The organism is Streptomyces sp. NBRC 110035, from assembly GCF_000829695.1.
Taxonomy (GTDB): Bacteria; Actinomycetota; Actinomycetes; order Streptomycetales; family Streptomycetaceae; genus Streptomyces.
Genome location: NZ_BBNN01000033.1, coordinates 42231 through 62739 on the forward strand (window position 1 = coordinate 42231; position 20509 = coordinate 62739).

Below are 20509 nucleotides of genomic sequence, written 5' to 3' on the forward strand. Positions count from 1 at the left end.
ACTCATTGGTCCGCGTCCTCGCGGGAGGGCTGTTCGTCCACCGGAGTGCCGTCCCGCGCGAGACGGTCGGCGAGTTCGTCCCGGAACAGCGCGCCGCGGTCGAGTGCCTGGACGCGGTAGGCGGCACGGCCGACGATCTGGCTGGTGATCGGGGCGGTGAGCAGCTGGAACAGGACGACGAGCAGCAGCATCGGCGCGTAGCGCAGGGGCATCTGCACGGCGGTTCCCACCAGGACGAGTATCAGGCCGAGCGTCTGGGCCTTGGCGGCCGCGTGCAGGCGGCTGACGATGTCCGGGAAGCGGAGCAGGCCCACGGAGCCGAGCAGGCAGAAGACCGCGCCGGCCGGGAGCAGGACGGCGGTGATCACGTCGGACACCACGGTCATCGCAGGCCTGCCCGCTTCTCGATCAGGTGGGCGGCCGTCACCGATCCGGTGAAGGCCAGCAGGGCGAGGACGACGAGGACGGGCAGGGGCGTGGTGTCCTCACGCAGGGCCATGCCCACGGCGGCCCCGGCGATGATCATCGTCAGCAGGACGTCCAGCGCCACGATGCGGTTGAGCGCGTCCGGACCCCGCACGAGACGCAGCAGGGTGAGCAGGCCGGCCACCGACAGCACGGCCAGGGTGGCGGCGTACACGACGGTCATGGGGTTCTGCCTCCTTGATCAGGGTGGTCGGGAGGACCGGGGCGGCCGGACGGCCCCGGGTCGGCAGCAGGCCCGGGACCGCCGGAAGGTCCGGGGGCGTCGAAAGGCCCGGAATCGCCGCCGGGGCCGGGGCCCTCAGGACCGGGGGCCTCAGGGCCGGTGGAAGGCCCGGAGGGGGCGTCACCCGCTGCTCCGGTGCGTCGGCCGTGGCCGACCGCCCGCGCCACTCTGCGCTCGACGGTCTGCACCACCTTTCTGCGGCGGGCGAGGTCGGTTTCGTCGCGGACCGGGAGCGCGTGGACGTACAGCCGCCGCCGGCGCCGGTCGATCTCCACCACCAGGGTGCCGGGGGAGATCGTCGTGAGTTCGGCCACCGTTGTGATCAGAAGGTCGCTGTCGACGTGCAGCGGGACTTCGACGATCGCCGCGGACGTCTTCCCCCCGTGTCTCAGGATCTGCCAGGCGACGGTGACCCCGGACCCGACGAGATCCTTCAGCAGGTCGGCCAGGAGGCGCGCGATCGACAGCGGCCGGGGCACGGAGCCCGGCAGGACCGGCGGCAGGGGGAAGGACCCGACGACGGCCACGGCGGCGAGCAGACCTCCGAGGAGGACCAGCGGGCCGACGGAACCCCACAGCACGATCCACAGCAGCCACAGCCACCCGATCATGGGCAGGCGGCGCAGGACTCGGCGGGCGTGCTCCCGGCAGGTCAACGGTCCCCCTCGGTCATGACGGCGGAGCGGTACTCCCGCGGGTCGAGCAGTTCGTGTGCGGCTCGTTCGCCGACGCGGGCGAGCGGGCCCGCGCAGACGGCGACCGCGACACTGGTGACCACCATGACGACGGTGGCGGCGGTCATCAGCCCGGTCCCGCGCCGGACGGCGCGGCGCTCCGGGCGGAGGGCGGTGCCGGGGGCCGGCTTGTCCGGCGGTGGCGTGTCACCGCGCTCCGGGTGCGGATCCTGCCGCATGAAGGCCCTGGTCCAGACCCGGGTCATGGCGTAGAGCGTCAGCAGGCTGGTGAGCAGGGCGGTCGCGGCGAGGGCGTACGCCGCGGTGCCGCCCTGCCACGCACCGGCCCGCAGCAGGGTCAGCTTGGCCACGAACCCGGAGAACGGCGGGATCCCGGCCAGGCTCAGTGCGGGCAGGGCGAACAGTGCGGCGACCAACGGTCCCGGGGGCGGCCCCTGGGCCATGCGCTTCATGCCCGTTGTTCCCGCGTGGCGCACGGCGAGGGCGGCGGCGAGGAAGAGCGCCGCCTGGACGACGATGTGATGGACGATGTAGAGGACCGTGCCGGTGAGTCCGAGTGTGTCGAACAGCGCGAGCCCGAACAGCATGAAGCCGATGTGGCTGACGAGGGTGAAGGACAGCAGCCGGTTGATGTCGTCCTGGGCGAGGGCCCCGAGGATGCCCACGATCATGGCGGCGATCGCCACACAGGCCAGCAGGGTCCACACGCTGGAGCGCGGAAAGAGCAGGGTCTGGGTGCGCAGCAGGGCGTAGATGGCGACCTTGGTCAGCAGGGCGGCGAACACGGCGGTGATCGGCGCCGGCGCGGTGGGGTAGCTGTCGGGCAGCCAGAAGTGCAGGGGGACGATCGCCGCCTTGATGCCCAGGACGGCCAGGAGCAGCAGGGCGAGTGCGCCGCGCAGTCCGTCGGGGAGCTCGGCGAGCCGCGGTCCGAGCTGGGCCAGGGTGACCGTGCCGGCGGCCGCGTACACCAGGGCGACCAGGGTGAGGAACAGCAGGGAGGACGTCAGGCTGGTGATCATGTACGTCATACCGGCGCGGGTGCGGTTTCCGTCGGCGTCCAGGGTGATCAGCACGTAGGAGGCGGCGAGCAGCACCTCGAAGGCGACGAAGAGGTTGAACAGGTCGCCGGTGAGGAAGGCCAGGCTCACTCCGGTGACGAGCATCAGGTAGGCGGGGTGGAAGACCTCCGCCGAGCTCCGGCGTTTCTCCGCGGTGCCCTGGCCGATGGCGAAGAGCAGCACGGCCAGGGTCACCAGGAGGGACACGGCGAGCAGGAGCGCCGACAGCCGGTCGGCGACGAGTGTGATGCCCAGCGGGGCCGGCCAGCCGCCGACGTGCACGGCCTGCGGGCCGCGGGTGTCGGCGAGGACGAGCAGAGCGACGGCGTCCGCCAGTACGCAGGCCAGTACGAGGGTGCTCATGGGGCGGGTCGCCCGGACGGGCAGTCCGAGCAGGGCCGTGGCGGCGCCCAGGGCCGGCAGCACCACGGGCAGGGTGAGCAGCAGTGCGGTCATCGGTGTTCCCCCGGAGCGGTGCCGTGGTCGCGGTGGTCACGGTGGTCCGACTCGCCGTCGTCGGCATCGTCGCCGTCGCCGCGTTCGTCGCCGCCGCCGGGCTCGTCGGTGTCGGTTTCCTGGTCGGTGTCGGCGTGTCGCCGGGCGATGCGCCGGTCCTCCACGTCGTCGCGCACCTCGTCGCTGCCGGACAGCCGCCAGGAACGGTAGGCGAGGACCATCAGGAACGCCGTGAGACCGAACGTGATCACGATCGACGTCAGCGCCATGGCCTGCGGCAGCGGATCGGCGGGCTCCGCCGGGTCCACCGGCTTCCCCTCCAGCACCGGGGGCCGGCCGGGGGTGCCGCCGGCGACCAGGAGCAGCAGGTTGGTGCCGTGGCCCAGGAGGATGAAGCCGAGAACGATCCGCATCAGGGACCGTTGCAGCATGAGGTGGAAGCCGATCGTGAACAGGCCGCCCACCACGACGGCCATCGTCACGTCGAGCGTGTTCAGCGTGATGTCGCCCGCGCCGTTCATCGAGCGGATCCCTCCTCCTGCCGGTCCGCCGCCGCGCCGGCCACTTCGAGTGAGACACCCACCGCCGACAGGAGTTTGAGGACGACGCCGACCACGAGCAGGTAGACGCCCACGTCGAGGAACACGCTGGTCGCCCACTTCACCTCGCCGAGCAGCGGCAGGTGCCACGTCACCAGGTCGCTGTCCAGCGGCGTACCGCCGAAGGCCAGCGGCACCAGCCCGACGACCGTCGCGATCAGCAGACCCGTGCCCGCGACCGCGACCGGACGCAGGCGTACGGCGGCGCCGAGGTCGGCCTGTCCGCCCACCAGGTACCGCAGGACGAACGCCAGCCCTGCCACCAGACCGCCGGAGAAGCCTCCGCCGGGGCGGTAGTGCCCGGAGAACAGCAGGAACAGCGAAAGCACCAGGGTCGAGGGGAAGAGCAGCCGGGTGGCCACTTCCATCAGGACCGAGCGCTCGCCGCCGGGCCGTTCACCCGCTCCCGGCAGCCAGGTCTGCCGGGGCTCGTCCCAGTGCGTCGTGGGGAACCGGGCCGGCGGTTCCTCGTCGGTCACCCGTACCGCGCCGCGGTCGCGGAACCGGACCAGACTGCCGACTCCGACCGCCGCCACCAGGACGACCGAGATCTCGCCCAGCGTGTCCAGGGCCCGGAAGTCGACGATGATCGCGTTGACGACGTTGTAGGCACCCGTCTCCGGCGCCCGGCGCAGGTACTCGGGTGAGATCGCCGGGGCCGTACGCGCGGCGGACGTCGCCAGTGCGAAGCAGGTGACGACGAGGCCGACCCCGACGGCCAGCGCACCCCGCAGCACGCGACCCGGGGCCGCCGTCCGGCCGGGGTCGAACCGGGCCGGCATCCGGCGCAGCACCAGCACCACGACGACCAGCGTCAACGTCTCGACCAGGAACTGGGTGAGCGCCAGGTCCGGGGCGCCCCGCACCAGGAACAAACCGGCCGCGCCGTATCCGACGGCCCCGGTCAGCAGCAGGGCGGTGAGCCGGTGCCGGGCGGCCACCACCGCCGCGGCGGCCGTCAGTATCACCACGGCCAGGGCGGGTTCGAGCGGATACCGCCACAGGGGCGGTGACCCCGGCGAGGGGCCCGCGGCCACGAGCGCCGTGCCGGGCACGGCGACGACCGTCGCGAGCAGCACGGTCAGGTAGACGGGCAGGGAGCCGACCTGGGTGTGCCGGGTCAGCGTCACGGCCAGCCGGTCCACGCCCTCACTCGCACGGTCGTACGCGTGCTGCACGTCGGGCAGGCGCGGCACGCGGTCCGTCGCAACGCCTCGGCGTTGCACCGCGTGGATCAGGAGACCGGTGACGAGCGACAGCGCGGACAGGCCGAGCACGGGCGTGAACCCGTGCCACAGTGACAGTTCGTACGGACCGTCGGGTCCCGGCGGATAGGCGTCGGCGTAGGCGGCGGCGAGGGCCCCCGTGGCGGTGTACGCCACGCCCAGCACCAGGCCCGCCCCGGACAGGACGGCCACCGGTGCGACGAATCCGGGTTCCGGGCTCCGCACGGGGCGCGCCGCCTTTCCCGACGGCCGGCGCCCGCCGAAGGCGCCGTGCAGGAACCGTGCCGCGAACGCCACGGTCAGCGCGGAGCCGCACACGAGCACCACCGTCAGCTGGTAGTGGTAGGCCAGTCCGGTGCCGTGCAGGAGGGCTTCCAGGGCTGCTTCCTTGCCCAGGAAGCCGACGAGGGGCGGCAGAGTGGCCATCGACGCGGTGGCCAGTGCCGTGACCCAGAACAGCACGGGCAGCCGGCGTTTCAGTCCCGACAGTTCCCGGATGTCGCGTGTGCCCGTGCTGTGGTCGACGACCCCGACGGACAGGAACAGTGCCGACTTGAATGCCGCGTGCGCCAGCAGCATCACCACCCCGGCCAGCGCCGCCGTCCGCGTTCCCGCGCCCAGCAGGGCGGTCAGCAGGCCGAGTTCGCTGACGGTCCCGTAGGCGAGGAGCAGTTTCAGGTCGGTCTCGCGCAGTGCCCGCCACGCGGCCACCACCATCGTGGCGAGTCCCACCCCGAGCACCATGGGCCGCCACGGGGCCACGTCGGCCAGGGCGGGCGCCAGCCGGGCCACCAGGTAGACCCCGGCCTTGACCATCGCCGCCGCGTGCAGAAAGGCACTGACCGGTGTGGGGGCGACCATCGCCGCGGGCAGCCAGCCGTGCAGCGGCATCTGCGCGGACTTGGCGAACGCGCCGACCAGGACGAGCACCACGGCGGCGGGGACCCCGCCGCCCCGCGGGGGGTCGGCGAGGATCGCGGAGACGCGGTACGTGCCGGCCTCCTGGCCCAGCACGATGAAACCGAGCAGCATCGCCAGGCCGCCGGCCGCGGTCACCAGCAGGGCCTGGCGGGCGGCGCGCCGCTGTTCCGCGCCCTCCCCGCGCCCCGCGATCAGCAGGAAGGAGGCGACCGTGGTCAGTTCCCAGAAGACGTACAGCACGAAGAGGTTGTCCGCCAGCACCAGCCCGGTCATCGCCCCGGCGAAGGCCAGCAGCAGGGCGGCCAGCCGGCCGGCGTCGCGCTCGACGTAGTACCGGCAGTACAGGAGCACCATGGCTCCGACACCGGCCACCACCCACAGCATCAGGAGTGACAGGGCGTCCAGGCGCAGGTCGATCGTCAGGCCGAGCGCCGGGGCCCAGGGCAGGGACTCCCGGTACGCGCCGCCGTCCAGCACGCGGCCCGCCCGCGTGCCCGCCCAGACGACGGCCGCCAGCGGCACCAGGGCGGCCACGGCCCACATCGCACGGCCGAGCCGCCTCTCCCACCACGGCATCGACACTGCGGCCACCGCATGGGCGGCCAGCAGGACCAGCACGTCAGCACCAACTCCTTCGCGGTGGCCCGACCGCTGACACGCGGTCGGCCTCCGCCCGAGCCCTGGGGGTTGTGCCCCGGTTCGTCAACGATTGGGCATTCAGTGCTCTGTGTAGCAGGGGTCAGCCGTCCGGTGGGGTACCGCCGCGCCCCACCTCACCGGCGGAGGGGCGGGCAAGGACTCCGGCACCTCGGGACCGCCGCGTGCGACGTGCCGGGCGAAGGGGGAGCCGGTCCTGCCGGCGTCGATGGCCCCGAGATGCATGCCGTTGTCTCCGTCCTGTGCCCGCGGCAGGTGCCGCTGCCGGCCGCAGGCACGGGTAACCCGCCCGACGCGCCGTCAAACCCACGACGACCTGCCGTGTTGGAGCGGCCGGAGGGCTCACGCCGCTCTCAGTACGCCGGGAGGGTCCGGGGGCCGAGGTCGTCGCGGGCGGGTGGCGGTGCCAGGCGTACGGAGGCGCCGAGGACGCTCACCCCGCGGGTGGCGACGACGACCGGCTCGAGGCCGACCTCGACGACCTCGGGGTGGTCGTCGACCAGCCGCGACACCCTCAGCAGCAGCTCCTCCAGGGCGAGGGTGTCGACCGGGGTCGAGCCGCGCCAGCCGAACAGGAGGGGTGCGGTCCTGATCGACCTGACCATGGAGTTCGCCTCCCGGTCGGTCACCGGGATCAGCCGGTGCGCCATGTCCCCGAGCAGTTGCGACGGGGGACCTGCGAGCCCGAAGGAGAGCGCGGCTCCGGCGGCGGGATCGATCACCGCGCGGACGATGGTGTCGACACCGCGCGGTGCCATCCGCTGCACGACGAGGCGCAGTTCCTCGGGCGTGCCGAGCTGCCGCGTCAGCTCGGCGTAGGCCCGGCGCAGCTGCTCCTCGTCCGCGATGTCCAGCCGTACGCCGCCCAGGTCGGCGCGGTGCCTGAGGTGCGGGGCGGTCACCTTGAGGGCCACGGGCCGGCCGAGGGTGCGGGCGGCCTCGACGGCGGCGTCGGCGGTGGGGGCGGGGAGGGCGCGGTGGACGTGGATGCCGTAGGCGCCGAGCAGGGCGCAGGTCTCCTCGGGGCCGAGGGTGAGGCTCTCCCCGCGGGTGAGCTGCGCGTCGACGAGGGCGGCGGCGCTCCGCTCGTCGACGTCCTCGTACGCGGGGACCTTGCCGGGGTCGGCGGCGTCCCGGCGCCACTGGGCGTAGGCGACGGAGTGGGCGAGGGCCCGGACCGCGCGTTCGGAGGCGGGGTAGGCGGGGATGAGGTGGGCGTCGTCGGGGAGGCTCGCGGGCGGGGCGGCCGGGCCGGGGCTCCCGGGGGCGGGCGGGAGGGCCGGGTCCTGGGGAGCGACCGGCGCGGGTGCGGTGGCCGGCGCCGCGGGGGCGGCCGTTCCGTCGGCGGCGGACGGTGCCCCGGAGGCGGCCGGGCGCCGACCGGCGGGGGGTGGGGAGCCGGGGTCCTGCGCCCGGAGGCGGTCCGCGGTGGCCGGAGCGGGCTGCGGGGCCGTGCCGGCCGCAGCCGAGAGGGCCTCGGCGAGGCCTCCGAGTTCCACGTGGACCACCAGGACCGGCTTGGACGGTGTCGCGGCGGCGGCCGAGCGCAGCGCCCCGGCGAGTGCCGCGTCGCCGGTCGGCGGCTCCCCCAGTGCGGGGATCGCGGTCACGACGACCGCGTCGCAGGTGTCGTCGGCGAGCGCCCGGGACAGCGCGGCGTGGAAGTCCGCCGCCGAGGCCCCGGTGGTGAGGTCCAGCGGGGGGTGCGGGCGCAGCCCCTCGGCGAGGCAGGCGTCGTAGGTGAGCAGGCCCAGGGACTCGGAGTTGCCCAGGATCGCCACACGGGGACCGGACGGCAGTGGCTGGCGGGCGAGCAGGAGGCCTGCGTCGACCAGCTCCGTGATGGTGTCCACCCGGATGACCCCGGCCTGCCGCAGCAGCGCGGAGACGGTCGCGTGGGGCATGCGCGTCGCGGGTACGGCGTGGCCGCGGGGGCCGGAGCCGTGACGGGCGCCCTGGACCACGACCAGCGGCTTCGCGGCGGCGGTCCGGCGGGCGAGGCGGGTGAACTTGCGGGGGTTGCCGAGGGATTCCAGGTACATCAGGACGACATCGGTGCCGGGGTCGTCGTACCAGTACTGCAGGACGTCGTTGCCGGAGACGTCGGCCCGGTTGCCGGAGGACACGAAGGTGGACACACCCGTGACACCGGTGACACCCCCGCCGCGCCGGTGCAGCCGCGACAGCAGGGCGATGCCGATGGCTCCGGACTGGGCGAACAGGCCGATGCGGCCGGGGCGCGGCATCTGCGGTGCGAGCGAGGCGTTCAGGCGCACGTCCGGGGAGGTGTTGATGACGCCGAACGCGTTCGGTCCGATGATCCGCATGCCGTACGAACGGGCCTGGCGGACGAGGGCGCGCTGGCGCTCACGGCCGTCGGGGCCCGCGTCGGCGTACCCGGCGGTCACGACGACGAGTCCCTGCACCCCGTGTTCGCCGCATTCGGCGACGACCTCGGAGACCTGTCCGGCGGGGACCGCGACGACGGCGAGGTCGACCGGGCCGTCGATGTCCCGCACCGAGCGGTGGGCGGGCACCCCGGCGGCTCCGTCGAGTTCCCCGCACTCCGGTGGCAGGGCCTTGTTCACGGCGTACAGGCGGCCGGTGTATCCGGCGTCCCGGATGTTGTCGAGGAGGCCGCGGCCCACGCCGCCGGGCGCACGGCCGGCGCCTATGACGGCGACCGAGCCCGGGGCGAGCAGCCGCTGCACCGAGCGGGCCTCGGCGCGCTGCTCGCGCGCCTGCTGCACGGCCAGGGAGCGGTCCGTGGGCTCGAGGCCGAACTCCAGGCGGACGACGCCGTCCTCGAAGCTGCGCTTCTGGGTGTACCCGGCGTCCGTGAACACCTTGATCATCTTGCTGTTGGCCGGCAGCACCTCGGCGGCGAACCGGCGGATGCCGCGCTCCCGAGCGACGGCGGCGATGTGCTCGAGCAGGGCGGAGGCGATGCCCCGGCCCTGGTGGGCGTCCTGCACGAGGAAGGCGACCTCGGCCTCGTCGGCCGGCGCAGACGCGGGCGTCCCGTCGGGGCCGATCCGGTCGTAGCGTACGGTGGCGATGAACTCGCCGCCCACGGTGGCCGCGAGCCCCACCCGGTCCACGAAGTCGTGGTGCGTGAAGCGGTGCACGTCCTTGGCGGACAGACGGGGGTAGGGCGCGAAGAAGCGGTAGTACTTCGACTCGTCCGACACCTGCTCGTAGAAGCTGACCAGGCGCTCGGCGTCGTCGACGGTGATGGGGCGGATACGCGCGGTGCCGCCGTCACGCAGCACCACGTCGGCCTCCCAGTGGGCGGGATACTCATGCCGGTCCGACGAGATCTGCATGGGCCCCAGAGTACGGCTCGCGTACGGCAACGGCGCGAGGCAGTCTGTGGGGGCACGCACCGGACCGAGGCCGCGGTCCGGTGCCGCCGGGGAGCGGGAGCGAGTGCCCCTCCCCGGCGTGCTTCACGATATGGAAAACTGGTCTAGACAACCTGAACTTCGAAGGGCAGCAACACATGGCTGAGCGCCGCGTCAACGTCGGCTGGGCCGAGGGCCTCCATGCCCGCCCCGCCTCCATCTTCGTCCGATCCGCCACGGCCACAGGCGTCCCGGTGACGATCGCCAAGGCCGGCGGCAACCCCGTCAACGCGGCCTCCATGCTGGCGGTTCTGGGCCTGGGCGCCCAGGGGGGCGAGGAGATCGTCCTCGCCTCCGACGCCGAGGGGGCCGACGCCGCCCTCGACCGGCTGGCGAAGCTGGTCTCCGAAGGTCTCGAGGAACTCCCCGAGACCGTGTGAAACACCCGGAAAAACGGAGCCGCGTCGCCCCTTGCGGGCGACGCGGCTCCGTTTTTCCGGGGCCTCGTTTTCCCTGCCCGCCGGCTCATCCGGCCACCCCTTCCCCGTGCACAATCCGGCGCTCACGGAAAATGGCAGGCGAATTTCACTTCCACCGAATTGCCTTCTCTTGTATACGGTCTCCGCGTTAATGCCGGAGGCTCGCCGTGTTTACGGGATGTTGCGAGTTCCTCACACGCTCGGCGCGGTCCGCGCGCTCGGCACCCGCGGTGAAGCGCAGGCGGTGGGCGGCGGTGGCGCGCTCGGTGTGCAGCGCCATGACCGCACGCGCGCGCTCGCCGTCGCCGCGCACCACGGCGTCGACGATCGCGCCGTGCTCCGTCCAGCACTCCACGGGGTCCCTCGTCCCCCGCACCTCGTACATCCAGCCGATCTTGTGCCGGAGCCGGATCAGCGTCGACGTCAGTGCCGGGCTGCCGGACGCCTGGGCAAGCGTCTCGTGGAACCAGCCGCCCAGGGAGCGCAGGTCGTCGCCGTGGCCCTGCCGGGCCCGCTCCTGGCCCAGCCGGACCAGACCGCGCAGCACCTTCAGATGGGCCTCGGTGCGGCGCTGCGCGGCACGCAGGGCGCCGAGCGGCTCCAGCAGCAGCCGCATCTCCAGCAGGTCGGCGCCCTCCTGCTCGGTGGGTTCCGCCACGCACGCGCCCGCGTGCCGCCGGGTGACCACGAAGCCCTCGGCCTCCAGGGTGCGCAGGGCCTCCCGGACGGGGACGCGCGAGACACCGTAGCGGCGGGCGAGGAGTTCCTCGGTCAGCCGGCCGCCACGCTCGTGGACACCCGAGACGATGTCGTCCCGGATCGCCGTGCACACCGAGTGCGCCGGAATACGCATGACCGACCTCCGAATTAATCCCCGCACAACGTCAACGGGTGACACCTGTTCCGTGACTCTATTGCAACGCGCGGGGATTTCCGACGGTGCACCGGGAATCATGTACGTTTTTTGGACAACGGGCCGCCGAAAACGCCGAAAGCCCCGACTCGGAGAGCCGAGCCGGGGCCATTCCGTGAAAGCGGACACCTGGGGCGTCAGAGGACCACACGGACGCAGAGGTGCACGCGGTGGCCGGGGAACGTGCCCCCGGTCAGACGTTCGCTCCGTGCGCGCGGAGGTACGCGACGGGGTCGATGTCGGAGCCGTACTCGGCGGTGGTGCGGGCCTCGAAGTGCAGATGCGCGCCGGTGACGTTGCCGGTGGCGCCGGAGACGCCGATCTGCAGGCCCGGGGTGACCTGCTGGCCCACCGAGACGCCGACGGACGACAGGTGGCCGTACTGGGTGTACGTGCCGTCGTGCATCTTGATCACGACCTGGTTGCCGTAGGCACCGCCCCAGCCGGCCTCGACGACGGTACCCATGCCGACCGAGAGCACGGGGGTGCCGCTCGCGGCATGGAAGTCGACACCGGTGTGGGTGCCGGAGGACCAGACGGCACCGCCGGACAGATAGCCGGTCGAGACGTACGAGCCCGCGATCGGGGACACGAAGGTGTTGAGGCGCTTGCGCTCGGCCTCACGCGCGGCGCGCTCCTCGGCCTCGCGGGCCTCGGCGGCTTCCTCGGCCGCCTTCTCCCGGGCGGCCTCCTCGGCGGCTTCGCGTGCGGCGGCCTGGGCCGCCTCGCGTGCGGCCTCGTGCTGGGCGGAGGCCTGGGCGTCGACCCGGGCGGCGACCTCGTCGCCCAGGGTGACCACGGGGGTCAGGCCGGTCTGCCCCGCGGCGGGTTCGGCGGCGAGCGCCGGAGCGGAGAGGGAGCCGATGACACCGGTGGTGGTGAGAGCCGCGACGCCCGCCGCCCTGGCGGTGCCGCGGTGCACGCGGCTGGGACGGCGGTGCTTCCCGGTGGCGCGGGTGAACGCCATGTACAGGGTGGTCCTTTCCTTCCTTCTCGCCTACCGGGTTAGCTGACGGGTTCGGAGCAGGAAGGTCTCCTACGGACCCCCTCGCGACACGCGCGGGCGTCCGATTCACCCCAGGGACTGCTGACGGGTCCCCGGCTCCCCCGGCTCGCGCCGTACGGGGACTCGGCGATGACTGTCCGGTGCCGCGGGTGCGGCGCACTGCCCGACGAACAGACCGCCTGACGTTAAACGGGACGTCTTTCCGTTCCCAAACGGATCCCGGATTTTGTAGCGCATCCCACAGGGCAGACAGGCATCTCCTGTACCAATTCGGGCGCAGGGGGGCCCTGGTGGCGTTCCCGTCACCAGGGCCCCGCTCGCGTGCGTGTCCGGCGTGCGGCCGGACGGCCGCCGGCAGTCCGCCGACGGTCCGTCTACTCGGCGGACACCACCGTGACTTCGCCGATGCCGAGCGCCTCGACGGGCTCCTTGATCTGCGCCGCGTCGCCGACCAGGACGGTCACCAGACGGTCCACCGGGAAGGCGTTCACCACCGCCGCGGTCGCCTCCACCGTGCCGGTGGCGGCGAGCCTCCGGTACAGCTCGGCCTGGTAGTCGTCGGGCAGGTGCTGCTCCACCTGATCGGCGAGGGTGCCGGCGACGGCCGCGGCGGTCTCGTACTTGAGCGGTGCCACGCCCACCAGGTTCTGCACGGCGACGTCGCGTTCGGCATCGGTGAGGCCTTCCGCGGCGAGGGTGCGCAGCACCGTCCACAGGTCCTGCAGGGCGGGTCCGGTGTTCGGGGTGTCGACGGAGCCGCTGATGGCGAGCAGCGAGGCGCCGGTGCCGTCCGGGGCGGACCTGAGGACCTGGCCGAACGACCGCACACCGTAGGTGTAGCCCTTCTCCTCGCGCAGGACGCGGTCCAGGCGGGAGGTGAGGGTGCCGCCGAGGCAGTAGGTGCCGAGCACCTGTGCGGGCCACACGCGGTCGTGCCGGTCCGCGCCGACGCGGCCGATGAGCAGCTGCGTCTGTACGGCGCCGGGGCGGTCCACGATCACGACGCGGCCCGTGTCGTCGGCGGTGACCGGCGCGACGGGCCGCGGCTGGGCGGCCGGTCCGGTCCAGGCTCCGAGGGTGTCGCCGAGCAGCTCGTCCAGGTCGGTGCCGGTGAGGTCGCCGACGACCACCGCGGTGGTCGTCGCGGGGCGGACGTGCCCCTCGTAGAAGGCGCGTACGGCCGTCGAGTCGATACCGGCGACCGTCTCCTCGGTGCCCTGGCGCGGGCGGGACATGCGCGACGTCGCCGGGAACAGCTCCTTGGAGAGTTCCTTGGCGGCGCGGCGGGACGGGTTGGCCAGCTCGTGCGGGATCTCGTCGAGGCGGTTGCGGACGAGACGCTCGATCTCGCCGTCGGCGAACGCGGGCGCCCTGAGGGCGTCGGCGAGCAGTCCGAGCCCCTTGGCGAGCCGGGAGGCCGGCACCTCGAGGCTCAGGCGGACGCCGGGGTGGTCGGCGTAGGCGTCCAGGGTCGCGCCGCAGCGCTCCAGTTCGGCGGCGAACTCCTCGGCGGAGTGCTTGTCGGTGCCCTCGGAGAACGCCCGCGCGGTGATGGTGGCGACGCCGTCGAGGCCGGCCGGCTCGGCCTCCAGGGGCGCGTCGAGGAGTACCTCGACAGCGACGACCTGCTGGCCGGGGCGGTGGCAGCGCAGCACCGTCAGACCGTTGCCGAGGGTGGTGCGCTCGGGGGCCGGGAAGGCCCAGGGCCGGGCCTCGCCCGCCTGCGGCTGGGGGTGGAAGTCCATCGTGGCGAGCTCGGTCACTTCGCCGTCTCCTCGTTCTCGTCGGTGCCGACGGCCGCGGCCTCTTCGGTGCCTGCGGCCGCGGCTTCTTCGGACTCCCCGGCCTCGGGGGCGACGGGCTCGTAGACGAGCACCGCGCGGTTGTCGGGACGCAGGCGGGCCTCGGCGACCTCCCGGACGTCCTCGGCGGTCACCTCGAGGATGCGTCCGACGGCGGTGAGGGCGAGCTGCGGGTCACCGAACAGGACGGCGTACCGGCACAGTTCGTCGGCCCGGCCGGCGACGGTGCTGAGCCGGTCCAGCCACTCGCGCTCCAGCTGGGCCTGGGCGCGCTCCATCTCCTCGGCCGTGGGCCCCTGCTCGGCGAACCGGGCGAGCTCCTCGTCGACCGCGGCCTCGATCACGGGTACCTCCACGTCACCGGACGTCTTCACGTCCAGCCAGCCCAGGGAGGGCGCCCCGGCCAGCCGCAGCAGGCCGAACCCGGCCGCCACCGCCGTACGGTCCCGTCGTACCAGCCGGTTGTAGAGCCTGGAGGACTCGCCGCCACCGAGGATCGTGAGCGCCAGGTCCGCGGCGTCGCTCGCGCGGGTGCCGTCCTCGGGCAGCCGGTAGGCGGCCATCAGCGCACGCGAGGGAACCTCTTCCTCGACGAGCTCGCGCAGTTCCTCGCCGATGATCCCGGGCAGCGAGCCGTCACGGGGCTCGGGCTTGCCGTCGTGGGAGGGGATGGAGCCGAAGTACTTCTCGATCCAGGCGAGCGTCTGCTCCGGGTCGATGTCACCGACGACGGAGAGCACGGCGTTGTTCGGCGCGTAGTACGTGCGGAAGAAGGCGCGGGCGTCCTCCAGGGTGGCCGCGTCCAGGTCCGCCATCGAGCCGATGGGCGTGTGGTGGTACGGGTGGCCGGCCGGGAAGGAGAGGGCGGTCAGCTTCTCGAAGGCCGTGCCGTAGGGGACGTTGTCGTAGCGCTGGCGGCGCTCGTTCTTGACGACGTCCCGCTGGTTCTCCATGGACTCCTCGTCCAGGGCGGCCAGCAGGGAGCCCATGCGGTCGGCCTCGAGCCAGAGGGCGAGCTCCAGCTGGTGGGTCGGCATGGTCTCGAAGTAGTTGGTCCGCTCGAAGCTGGTGGTGCCGTTGAGCGAGCCTCCGGCGCCCTGGACCAGCTCGAAGTGGCCGTTGCCCTTCACCTGCCCGGAGCCCTGGAACATGAGGTGCTCGAAAAGGTGAGCCAGGCCGGTGCGGCCCTTGACTTCGTGGCGCGAACCGACGTCGTACCAGAGGCACACCGCCGCGACGGGGGTCAGGTGGTCCTCTGAGAGCACCACGCGCAGGCCGTTGGACAGCCGGTGCTCGGTCGCTGTCAGGCCGCCGGAGCCTGCCTGTGCGGTGGCCGTGTGACCCATGGGCATGTACGTCCCTTCGATTGCGGAGGCGGTCGTCGCATCCGCCGTTGGTGCCGGTCCTGCCACTGTATGCAAGCGTGCGGAGCACTGGTGAAGTTCCCGGACGGGACCGGATACGCCGAGAGCGAGAACCGCGGGTACGGGTGAGGCGGCGCGGTATGCACGGGGTTCGTGGGGCGTACGGGATCGCAGACGGTGCACGGGGCCGTGCACCCGGTGCCGGTTCTCCCCACCCCCCGCTCGCGGCGTCGCCGGGAGGTGCGCGTACCCTTCCGGCACCCCGCCCCCGGCTCCCGGCGGAGGGCTGCGGCGGGGGTCATGGTCCCGGTTGTCGGTACGGCGGTCCACAATGGTCCGCGTCAGATACCGTCCCACGCTTCACAGCAAGGAGCCGGCAGCGATGGCCCGCCGCAGCACGAAGACCCCGCCGCCCGACGACTCGTACGAGGAGCGGATCCTCGACATCGACGTCGTCGACGAGATGCAGGGCTCCTTCCTCGAGTACGCGTACTCGGTCATCTACTCCCGCGCCCTTCCGGACGCGCGCGACGGCATGAAGCCGGTGCACCGCCGCATCGTCTACCAGATGAACGAGATGGGACTGCGCCCCGACCGCGGCTACGTGAAGTGCGCGCGCGTGGTCGGCGAGGTCATGGGCAAGCTGCACCCCCATGGCGACGCGTCGATCTACGACGCCCTGGTACGCATGGCACAGCCCTTCTCGATGCGGGTCCCCCTGGTCGACGGACACGGCAACTTCGGTTCCCTGGGCAATGACGACCCGCCGGCCGCCATGCGCTACACCGAGAGCCGGATGACCGAGGCCACGAGCCTGATGACCGAGTCCATCGACGAGGACACGGTCGACTTCGCGCCCAACTACGACGGCCAGGAGCAGGAGCCCACGACCCTGCCCGCCGCGTTCCCGAACCTCCTGGTGAACGGTGCGTCGGGCATCGCGGTCGGTATGGCCACCAACATGCCGCCGCACAACCTCCGCGAGGTGATCGCGGCCGCCCGCCACCTGATCCGGTATCCGAACGCGGACCTCGACGCCCTGATGAAGCACGTCCCGGGCCCCGACCTGCCCACCGGCGGCAGGATCGTCGGCCTCCCGGGCATCCGGGACGCCTACGAGAAGGGCCGCGGCACCTTCAAGATCCGCGCGACGGTCACCGTGGAGGAGGTGACGGCCCGCCGGAAGGGCCTGGTCATCACCGAGCTGCCGTTCACGGTGGGCCCGGAGAAGGTGATCGCCAAGATCAAGGACCTGGTCGGCTCGAAGAAGCTCCTGGGCATCGCCGACGTCAAGGACCTCACCGACCGCGCCCACGGCCTGCGTCTGGTCGTCGAGATCAAGAACGGCTTCGTGCCGGAGGCGGTCCTGGAGCAGTTGTACAAGCTGACGCCCATGGAGGAGTCCTTCGGCATCAACAACGTGGCCCTGGTGGACGGCCAGCCGCTCACCCTGGGCCTCAAGGAGCTCCTGGAGGTCTATCTCGACCACCGCTTCAACGTGGTCCGCCGCCGCTCGGAGTTCCGCCGCGGCAAGCGGCGCGACCGTCTGCACCTGGTCGAGGGCCTGCTCACGGCGCTGCTGGACATCGACGAGGTCATCCGTCTGATCCGCTCCAGCGACAACTCCGCGCAGGCGAAGCAGCGTCTGATGGACCGGTTCTCGCTGAGCGAGATCCAGACCCAGTACATCCTGGACACCCCTCTGCGCCGCCTCACCAGGTTCGACCGCATCGAGCTGGAGGCGGAGCAGGAACGGCTGAACGCGGAGATCGAGGAGCTGACCCGCATCCTGGAGTCGGACGCGGAGCTGCGCAAGCTGGTCTCGTCCGAACTGGCCGCGGTGGCGAAGAAGTTCGGCAACGACCGCCGTACGGTCCTGCTGGACGGGGCGGCCGCCCCGGTCGCCGCCGTGCCGCTTCAGGTGGCGGACGACCCGTGCCGGGTGCTGCTGTCCGACACGGGCCTGCTCGCCCGTACGGCGGACGCGAAGCCGTTCCCCAAGGGCGCGCACGCCAAGCGGGTCGAGCACGACATGATCGTCTCGGCGGTGCCGGCCACCGCCCGTGGCGAGGTGGGCGTGGTCACCTCCACGGGGCGCCTGCTGCGGGTGAACGTCATCGACCTCCCGCAGCTGCCGGAGTCGATGCCGACCCCGAACCTCTCGGGCGGGGCTCCGGTCTCGGAGTTCGTCTCCCTGGAGGACGACGAGCGGGTGATCTGCCTGACGACGCTCGACGAGTCGTCGCCGGGCCTCGCGCTCGGCACGGAACAGGGTGTCGTCAAGCGGGTGGTGCCCGACTACCCCTCCAACAAGGAGGAGCTGGAGGTCATCACCCTCAAGGAGGGCGACCGGATCGTCGGCGGCGTCGAGCTGCGCACGGGTGAGGAGGACCTGGTCTTCATCACCGACGACGCGCAACTGCTGCGCTACCAGGCCGCGCAGGTCCGTCCGCAGGGGCGTCCCGCCGGCGGCGTGGCGGGCATCAAGCTCGCCGAGGGCGCGAAGGTCATCACCTTCACGGCGGTCGATCCGGGGGCGGACGCGGTGGTGTTCACGGTCGCCGGCTCGCGCGGCACGCTGGACGACTCCGTCCAGACGACGGCCAAGCTGACGCCGTTCGACCAGTTCCCGCGCAAGGGCCGGGCCACCGGCGGTGTGCGCTGCCAGCGGTTCCTCAAGGGCGAGGACTGCCTGTCCCTGGCCTGGGCCGGCGCCGCCCCGGCCCGCGCCTCCCAGAAGAACGGGACACCGGTCGACCTGCCGAAGCCCGACCCGCGCCGCGACGGCTCGGGAGAGTCCCTGCCGAAGACGGTGGCGGTGGTGGCGGGCCCGTTCTAACCCTGCGGGTCGTCCTGGCCCTGCGGGTCGTCCTGGCCCTGCGGGTCGTCGGGCTCCCGTACGTACCGCAGCACGCCCCACATGCCCCGCTCGTCGGCGTGTGGGGCGTCGGGGCCGTCGGGGGCGTCGGGGCCGCAGGCCTCCTCCAGCTCCTTGCGGAGGGCGACGGCGTCGATGCCGGTCCCGATGAGCACCAGCTGCGTGAGCCGCTCCGCACCGGCCGGCCAGGGCTCCGGGGAGAACCGGAGGAACCGCCCGACGGCGTGCACGGCGTACCGGTTCCCGGCGTCGTACGGGCCGAAGTCGACGTATCCCTTGATCCGGTAGAGCCCTTCCGGGCGGCTGTCGAGGAACCGGATCAGCCGCCGCGGATCGAGGGGCGCCGCGGAGGCGAAGGACAGGCTGTCGTACCGGGCGTGCAGGTGCCCGGCGTGCTCGTCGTCCGCTTCAAAGCCGTGCCGGTGCAGGTCGTCGAAGGAGAGCTGGCCGACACGCTCCTCGCCGGGCCGGCAGTCGAAGAGGAACTCCGGATCGACGCGGCCGTGCGTGGCGGGAACGACGGCGGCGCGGTCGACGAGCGACCGCACGACGTCGAGCACGCCGTCCGCGTCCGCCGCCCGGTCGAGCTTGTTCACGACGACCAGGTCGGCGAGGCCGAGGTGCCGGTCGATCCCGGGATGCCGGGCCCTCGTCTCCTCGAACTCGGCGGCGTCCACGACCTCGACGAGCCCGCCGTACACGATCCGGGGATGTTCGCAGGCGAGCACCATCCGCACGAGTTCCTGCGGCTCGGCGAGACCGCTGGCCTCGATGACGATGACGTCGATCCCGGCGGACGGCCGCGCCAGCCGTTCGAGATACACGTCCAGCTCGCTCCCGTCGACGGCACAGCACAGGCACCCGTTGCCGAGCGAGACGGTCGAGTCGCCGAGCGCTCCGGCCACCGCCATGGCGTCGATCTCGATGGCACCGAAGTCGTTGACGACAGCTCCGATACGGCTGCCACCGCTGTGGTGGAGCAGGTGGTTGAGCAGGGTGGTCTTCCCGGATCCGAGAAATCCGGCCAGGACGACGACCGGAATCTGCCGACCACTGCTGCGCTCCACCACGCGACCCCTCTCACGCCTACCCGTACCCCGGCCCGCGCCTCGGCGTACGCCGGGGAAGTGACTGACTGGCCAGGATAGGCGCGGCGGACCGACTCGTGGCGCCGGACCGCGGCAGGCCCCCGAGTGACCGCAGAACGGTCCGAGCCGTTTCGTTCCCTGTCGCGCGGGAGGGGAGAAAGGCCGCCTCGGCCGCGGCGGAACGGGGTACCCGTGAGCCGGACAGCAGTCTTGGGGCAACTCAGGTTAGGCTCACCTCTGTGAGTACGTGCTCAACCGCCTCCCGCGAGCTCGACGAGCCCGTCGCGGGAACCGCGGCCACCGCGAGGACCTGGCTCCTGCTGGAGCAGTCCGGTCCTTGGGGCCCCAAGGCGCTCACCTCGAGCCACCTCGACCCGGCCCTGGGCCGCGCCCTGGAGGCCGCCGCGTCGGGCACCGGGGTGCGTATCGCCCTGATCAGGCGCTCCGGCCGGCACGCGGACCGCGGGACGTCCGCCACCCGTCAGGTGTACGCGGCCCATGCCGTGCCCGGCAGCACGTGGCTGCACACCGCCACGACCACGGACCCGGAGCGCCTGCTCGACCTCGACTTCGCCGCCCTCGGCAGGGGACACAGCGGCACCTTCGCCACGGCGCTCGGCGGGCGGCCGCACGAGGGCGCCCCGCTCGCCCTCGTCTGCACCAACGGCAGGCGCGACCGCTGCTGCGCACTCCTCGGCCGGCCCCTTGCGGCCGAGCTCGCGGTCTCCGGCGTCGAGGGCGTCTGGGAGGTCACCCACCTGGGGGGACACCGTTTCTCGCCCACGGTGCTCGTGCTGCCCCACGGCTACGCGTACGGCAGGGCCGAGGCACACGCCGTCAAAGAGGTGCTGCACAGCGCGCGGGAGGGCCGGGTCGTCGTGGAGGGGTGCCGCGGGAGCTCCGCCTGGGAGCGCCCCGGCCAGGCGGCCGAGCTGGCCGTGCGCAGCGAGGTGGGCGAGTACGCCGCCGAGGCGCTGACCGTCGTACGGACGGACGGCGCGGCGCCGCGCTGGGAGGTGCTCGTCGCGCACGCCGACGGACGCCGCTGGCGGGTGGAGGTGGCACAGGGCTCGTCCCTGCCGCCCCGAGCGGAGAGCTGCGGGTCGGCACTGGGCTCGCCCGCGCGGATGGACGTGGTGGCGGTCCGCGAGGTGACCATGGCGGCGCTCGCGGGCTGACCCGCCGCGCGGTCCCTGGCGGAGACCGGCACCGCCTCGCCCGTGCGAGCGCACACGGGCTCCTCCCCGCGCGTGCGAGGCGATCCGCGCCACATGCCCGCGGCCCCCGGCGGCCGTCCACGTACCGTCATGG

The 20509-nt window shown here is 72.9% G+C and carries 15 protein-coding genes and 1 riboswitch; of the genes, 3 read left to right on the forward strand and 12 right to left on the reverse strand.

What is annotated here, in order from left to right:
- Positions 1 to 2 precede the first annotated feature (2 nt).
- From mnhG to TU30_RS22805, 7 genes are all read right to left on the reverse strand, one after another.
- Positions 3 to 386 carry a monovalent cation/H(+) antiporter subunit G gene (gene mnhG / locus TU30_RS22775; protein WP_176726247.1) on the reverse strand — a complete coding sequence of 128 codons (384 nt, stop codon included), beginning with the start codon at positions 384 to 386 and terminating at the stop codon, positions 3 to 5.
- Positions 383 to 649 (reverse strand): monovalent cation/H+ antiporter complex subunit F, encoded by a 267-nt coding sequence (locus tag TU30_RS22780; RefSeq protein WP_042172967.1) that lies wholly within the window; start codon positions 647 to 649, stop codon positions 383 to 385. The genes mnhG and TU30_RS22780 overlap by 4 nt, the downstream gene beginning before the upstream one ends.
- Complete coding sequence (locus tag TU30_RS34450; protein ID WP_078878447.1) at positions 646 to 1365, reverse strand: Na+/H+ antiporter subunit E; 720 nt, start codon at positions 1363 to 1365, stop codon at positions 646 to 648. The genes TU30_RS22780 and TU30_RS34450 overlap by 4 nt, the downstream gene beginning before the upstream one ends.
- Positions 1362 to 2921 (reverse strand): Na+/H+ antiporter subunit D, encoded by a 1560-nt coding sequence (locus TU30_RS22790; RefSeq protein WP_042172969.1) that lies wholly within the window; start codon positions 2919 to 2921, stop codon positions 1362 to 1364. The genes TU30_RS34450 and TU30_RS22790 overlap by 4 nt, the downstream gene beginning before the upstream one ends.
- Positions 2918 to 3442 carry a Na(+)/H(+) antiporter subunit C gene (locus TU30_RS22795; protein WP_042172971.1) on the reverse strand — a complete coding sequence of 175 codons (525 nt, stop codon included), beginning with the start codon at positions 3440 to 3442 and terminating at the stop codon, positions 2918 to 2920. The genes TU30_RS22790 and TU30_RS22795 overlap by 4 nt, the downstream gene beginning before the upstream one ends.
- Complete coding sequence (locus TU30_RS22800) at positions 3439 to 6285, reverse strand: Na+/H+ antiporter subunit A (protein WP_042172973.1); 2847 nt, start codon at positions 6283 to 6285, stop codon at positions 3439 to 3441. The genes TU30_RS22795 and TU30_RS22800 overlap by 4 nt, the downstream gene beginning before the upstream one ends.
- Before the next feature lie 392 nt (positions 6286 to 6677).
- Positions 6678 to 9650, reverse strand: coding sequence for a bifunctional GNAT family N-acetyltransferase/acetate--CoA ligase family protein (locus TU30_RS22805; RefSeq protein ID WP_042172975.1), 2973 nt, complete (start codon positions 9648 to 9650; stop codon positions 6678 to 6680).
- Positions 9651 to 9826: 176 nt separating this feature from the next.
- Here TU30_RS22805 and TU30_RS22810 point away from each other — a divergent pair, with 176 nt between their 5' ends.
- Positions 9827 to 10108 carry an HPr family phosphocarrier protein gene (locus TU30_RS22810; protein ID WP_042172977.1) on the forward strand — a complete coding sequence of 94 codons (282 nt, stop codon included), beginning with the start codon at positions 9827 to 9829 and terminating at the stop codon, positions 10106 to 10108.
- A gap of 187 nt (positions 10109 to 10295) precedes the next feature.
- Here TU30_RS22810 and TU30_RS22815 read toward each other — a convergent pair whose 3' ends face one another.
- From TU30_RS22815 to TU30_RS22830, 4 genes are all read right to left on the reverse strand, one after another.
- On the reverse strand, positions 10296 to 11000 hold the full coding sequence (locus TU30_RS22815) for a GntR family transcriptional regulator (RefSeq protein WP_042172979.1): 705 nt from the start codon (positions 10998 to 11000) through the stop codon (positions 10296 to 10298).
- Between the two features lie 253 nt (positions 11001 to 11253).
- Positions 11254 to 12027 carry a M23 family metallopeptidase gene (locus TU30_RS22820; RefSeq protein WP_042172981.1) on the reverse strand — a complete coding sequence of 258 codons (774 nt, stop codon included), beginning with the start codon at positions 12025 to 12027 and terminating at the stop codon, positions 11254 to 11256.
- A 13-nt stretch (positions 12028 to 12040) separates the two neighbouring features.
- Positions 12041 to 12205: riboswitch (cyclic di-AMP (ydaO/yuaA leader) on the reverse strand.
- 235 nt (positions 12206 to 12440) lie between these two features.
- Positions 12441 to 13829 (reverse strand): pitrilysin family protein, encoded by a 1389-nt coding sequence (locus tag TU30_RS22825; protein ID WP_042172983.1) that lies wholly within the window; start codon positions 13827 to 13829, stop codon positions 12441 to 12443.
- Positions 13826 to 15214: a pitrilysin family protein gene (locus TU30_RS22830; RefSeq protein WP_042172985.1), complete on the reverse strand. Its 1389-nt coding sequence runs from the start codon at positions 15212 to 15214 to the stop codon at positions 13826 to 13828. The genes TU30_RS22825 and TU30_RS22830 overlap by 4 nt, the downstream gene beginning before the upstream one ends.
- A 400-nt stretch (positions 15215 to 15614) precedes the next feature.
- Between TU30_RS22830 and TU30_RS22835 the strand changes: the two genes are divergently transcribed.
- The gene (locus TU30_RS22835) at positions 15615 to 18071 is read left to right on the forward strand and encodes a DNA topoisomerase (ATP-hydrolyzing) subunit A (protein ID WP_042172987.1); all 2457 of its coding nucleotides are present in this window, start codon (positions 15615 to 15617) and stop codon (positions 18069 to 18071) included.
- Here TU30_RS22835 and TU30_RS22840 read toward each other — a convergent pair.
- Positions 18068 to 19177 carry a GTP-binding protein gene (locus tag TU30_RS22840; protein WP_370626695.1) on the reverse strand — a complete coding sequence of 370 codons (1110 nt, stop codon included), beginning with the start codon at positions 19175 to 19177 and terminating at the stop codon, positions 18068 to 18070. The genes TU30_RS22835 and TU30_RS22840 overlap by 4 nt on opposite strands.
- A 260-nt stretch (positions 19178 to 19437) precedes the next feature.
- Between TU30_RS22840 and TU30_RS22845 the strand changes: the two genes are divergently transcribed.
- Positions 19438 to 20376 (forward strand): sucrase ferredoxin, encoded by a 939-nt coding sequence (locus TU30_RS22845; RefSeq protein ID WP_042172991.1) that lies wholly within the window; start codon positions 19438 to 19440, stop codon positions 20374 to 20376.
- The last annotated feature ends 133 nt before the right edge of the window (positions 20377 to 20509 follow it).

What these genes read in the sequence shown, in the direction of transcription:
- TU30_RS22835 (WP_042172987.1), top strand. Translation starts at nt 15,615, where the DNA reads ATGGCCCGCCGCAGCACGAAGACCCCGCCGCCCGACGACTCGTACGAG.
- TU30_RS22795 (WP_042172971.1), bottom strand. Translation starts at nt 3,442, where the DNA reads ATGAACGGCGCGGGCGACATCACGCTGAACACGCTCGACGTGACGATG.
- TU30_RS22820 (WP_042172981.1), bottom strand. Translation starts at nt 12,027, where the DNA reads ATGGCGTTCACCCGCGCCACCGGGAAGCACCGCCGTCCCAGCCGCGTG.
- TU30_RS22790 (WP_042172969.1), bottom strand. Translation starts at nt 2,921, where the DNA reads ATGACCGCACTGCTGCTCACCCTGCCCGTGGTGCTGCCGGCCCTGGGC.
- TU30_RS22830 (WP_042172985.1), bottom strand. Translation starts at nt 15,214, where the DNA reads ATGGGTCACACGGCCACCGCACAGGCAGGCTCCGGCGGCCTGACAGCG.
- TU30_RS22815 (WP_042172979.1), bottom strand. Translation starts at nt 11,000, where the DNA reads ATGCGTATTCCGGCGCACTCGGTGTGCACGGCGATCCGGGACGACATC.
- TU30_RS22810 (WP_042172977.1), top strand. Translation starts at nt 9,827, where the DNA reads ATGGCTGAGCGCCGCGTCAACGTCGGCTGGGCCGAGGGCCTCCATGCC.
- TU30_RS22780 (WP_042172967.1), bottom strand. Translation starts at nt 649, where the DNA reads ATGACCGTCGTGTACGCCGCCACCCTGGCCGTGCTGTCGGTGGCCGGC.
- mnhG (WP_176726247.1), bottom strand. Translation starts at nt 386, where the DNA reads ATGACCGTGGTGTCCGACGTGATCACCGCCGTCCTGCTCCCGGCCGGC.
- TU30_RS22805 (WP_042172975.1), bottom strand. Translation starts at nt 9,650, where the DNA reads ATGCAGATCTCGTCGGACCGGCATGAGTATCCCGCCCACTGGGAGGCC.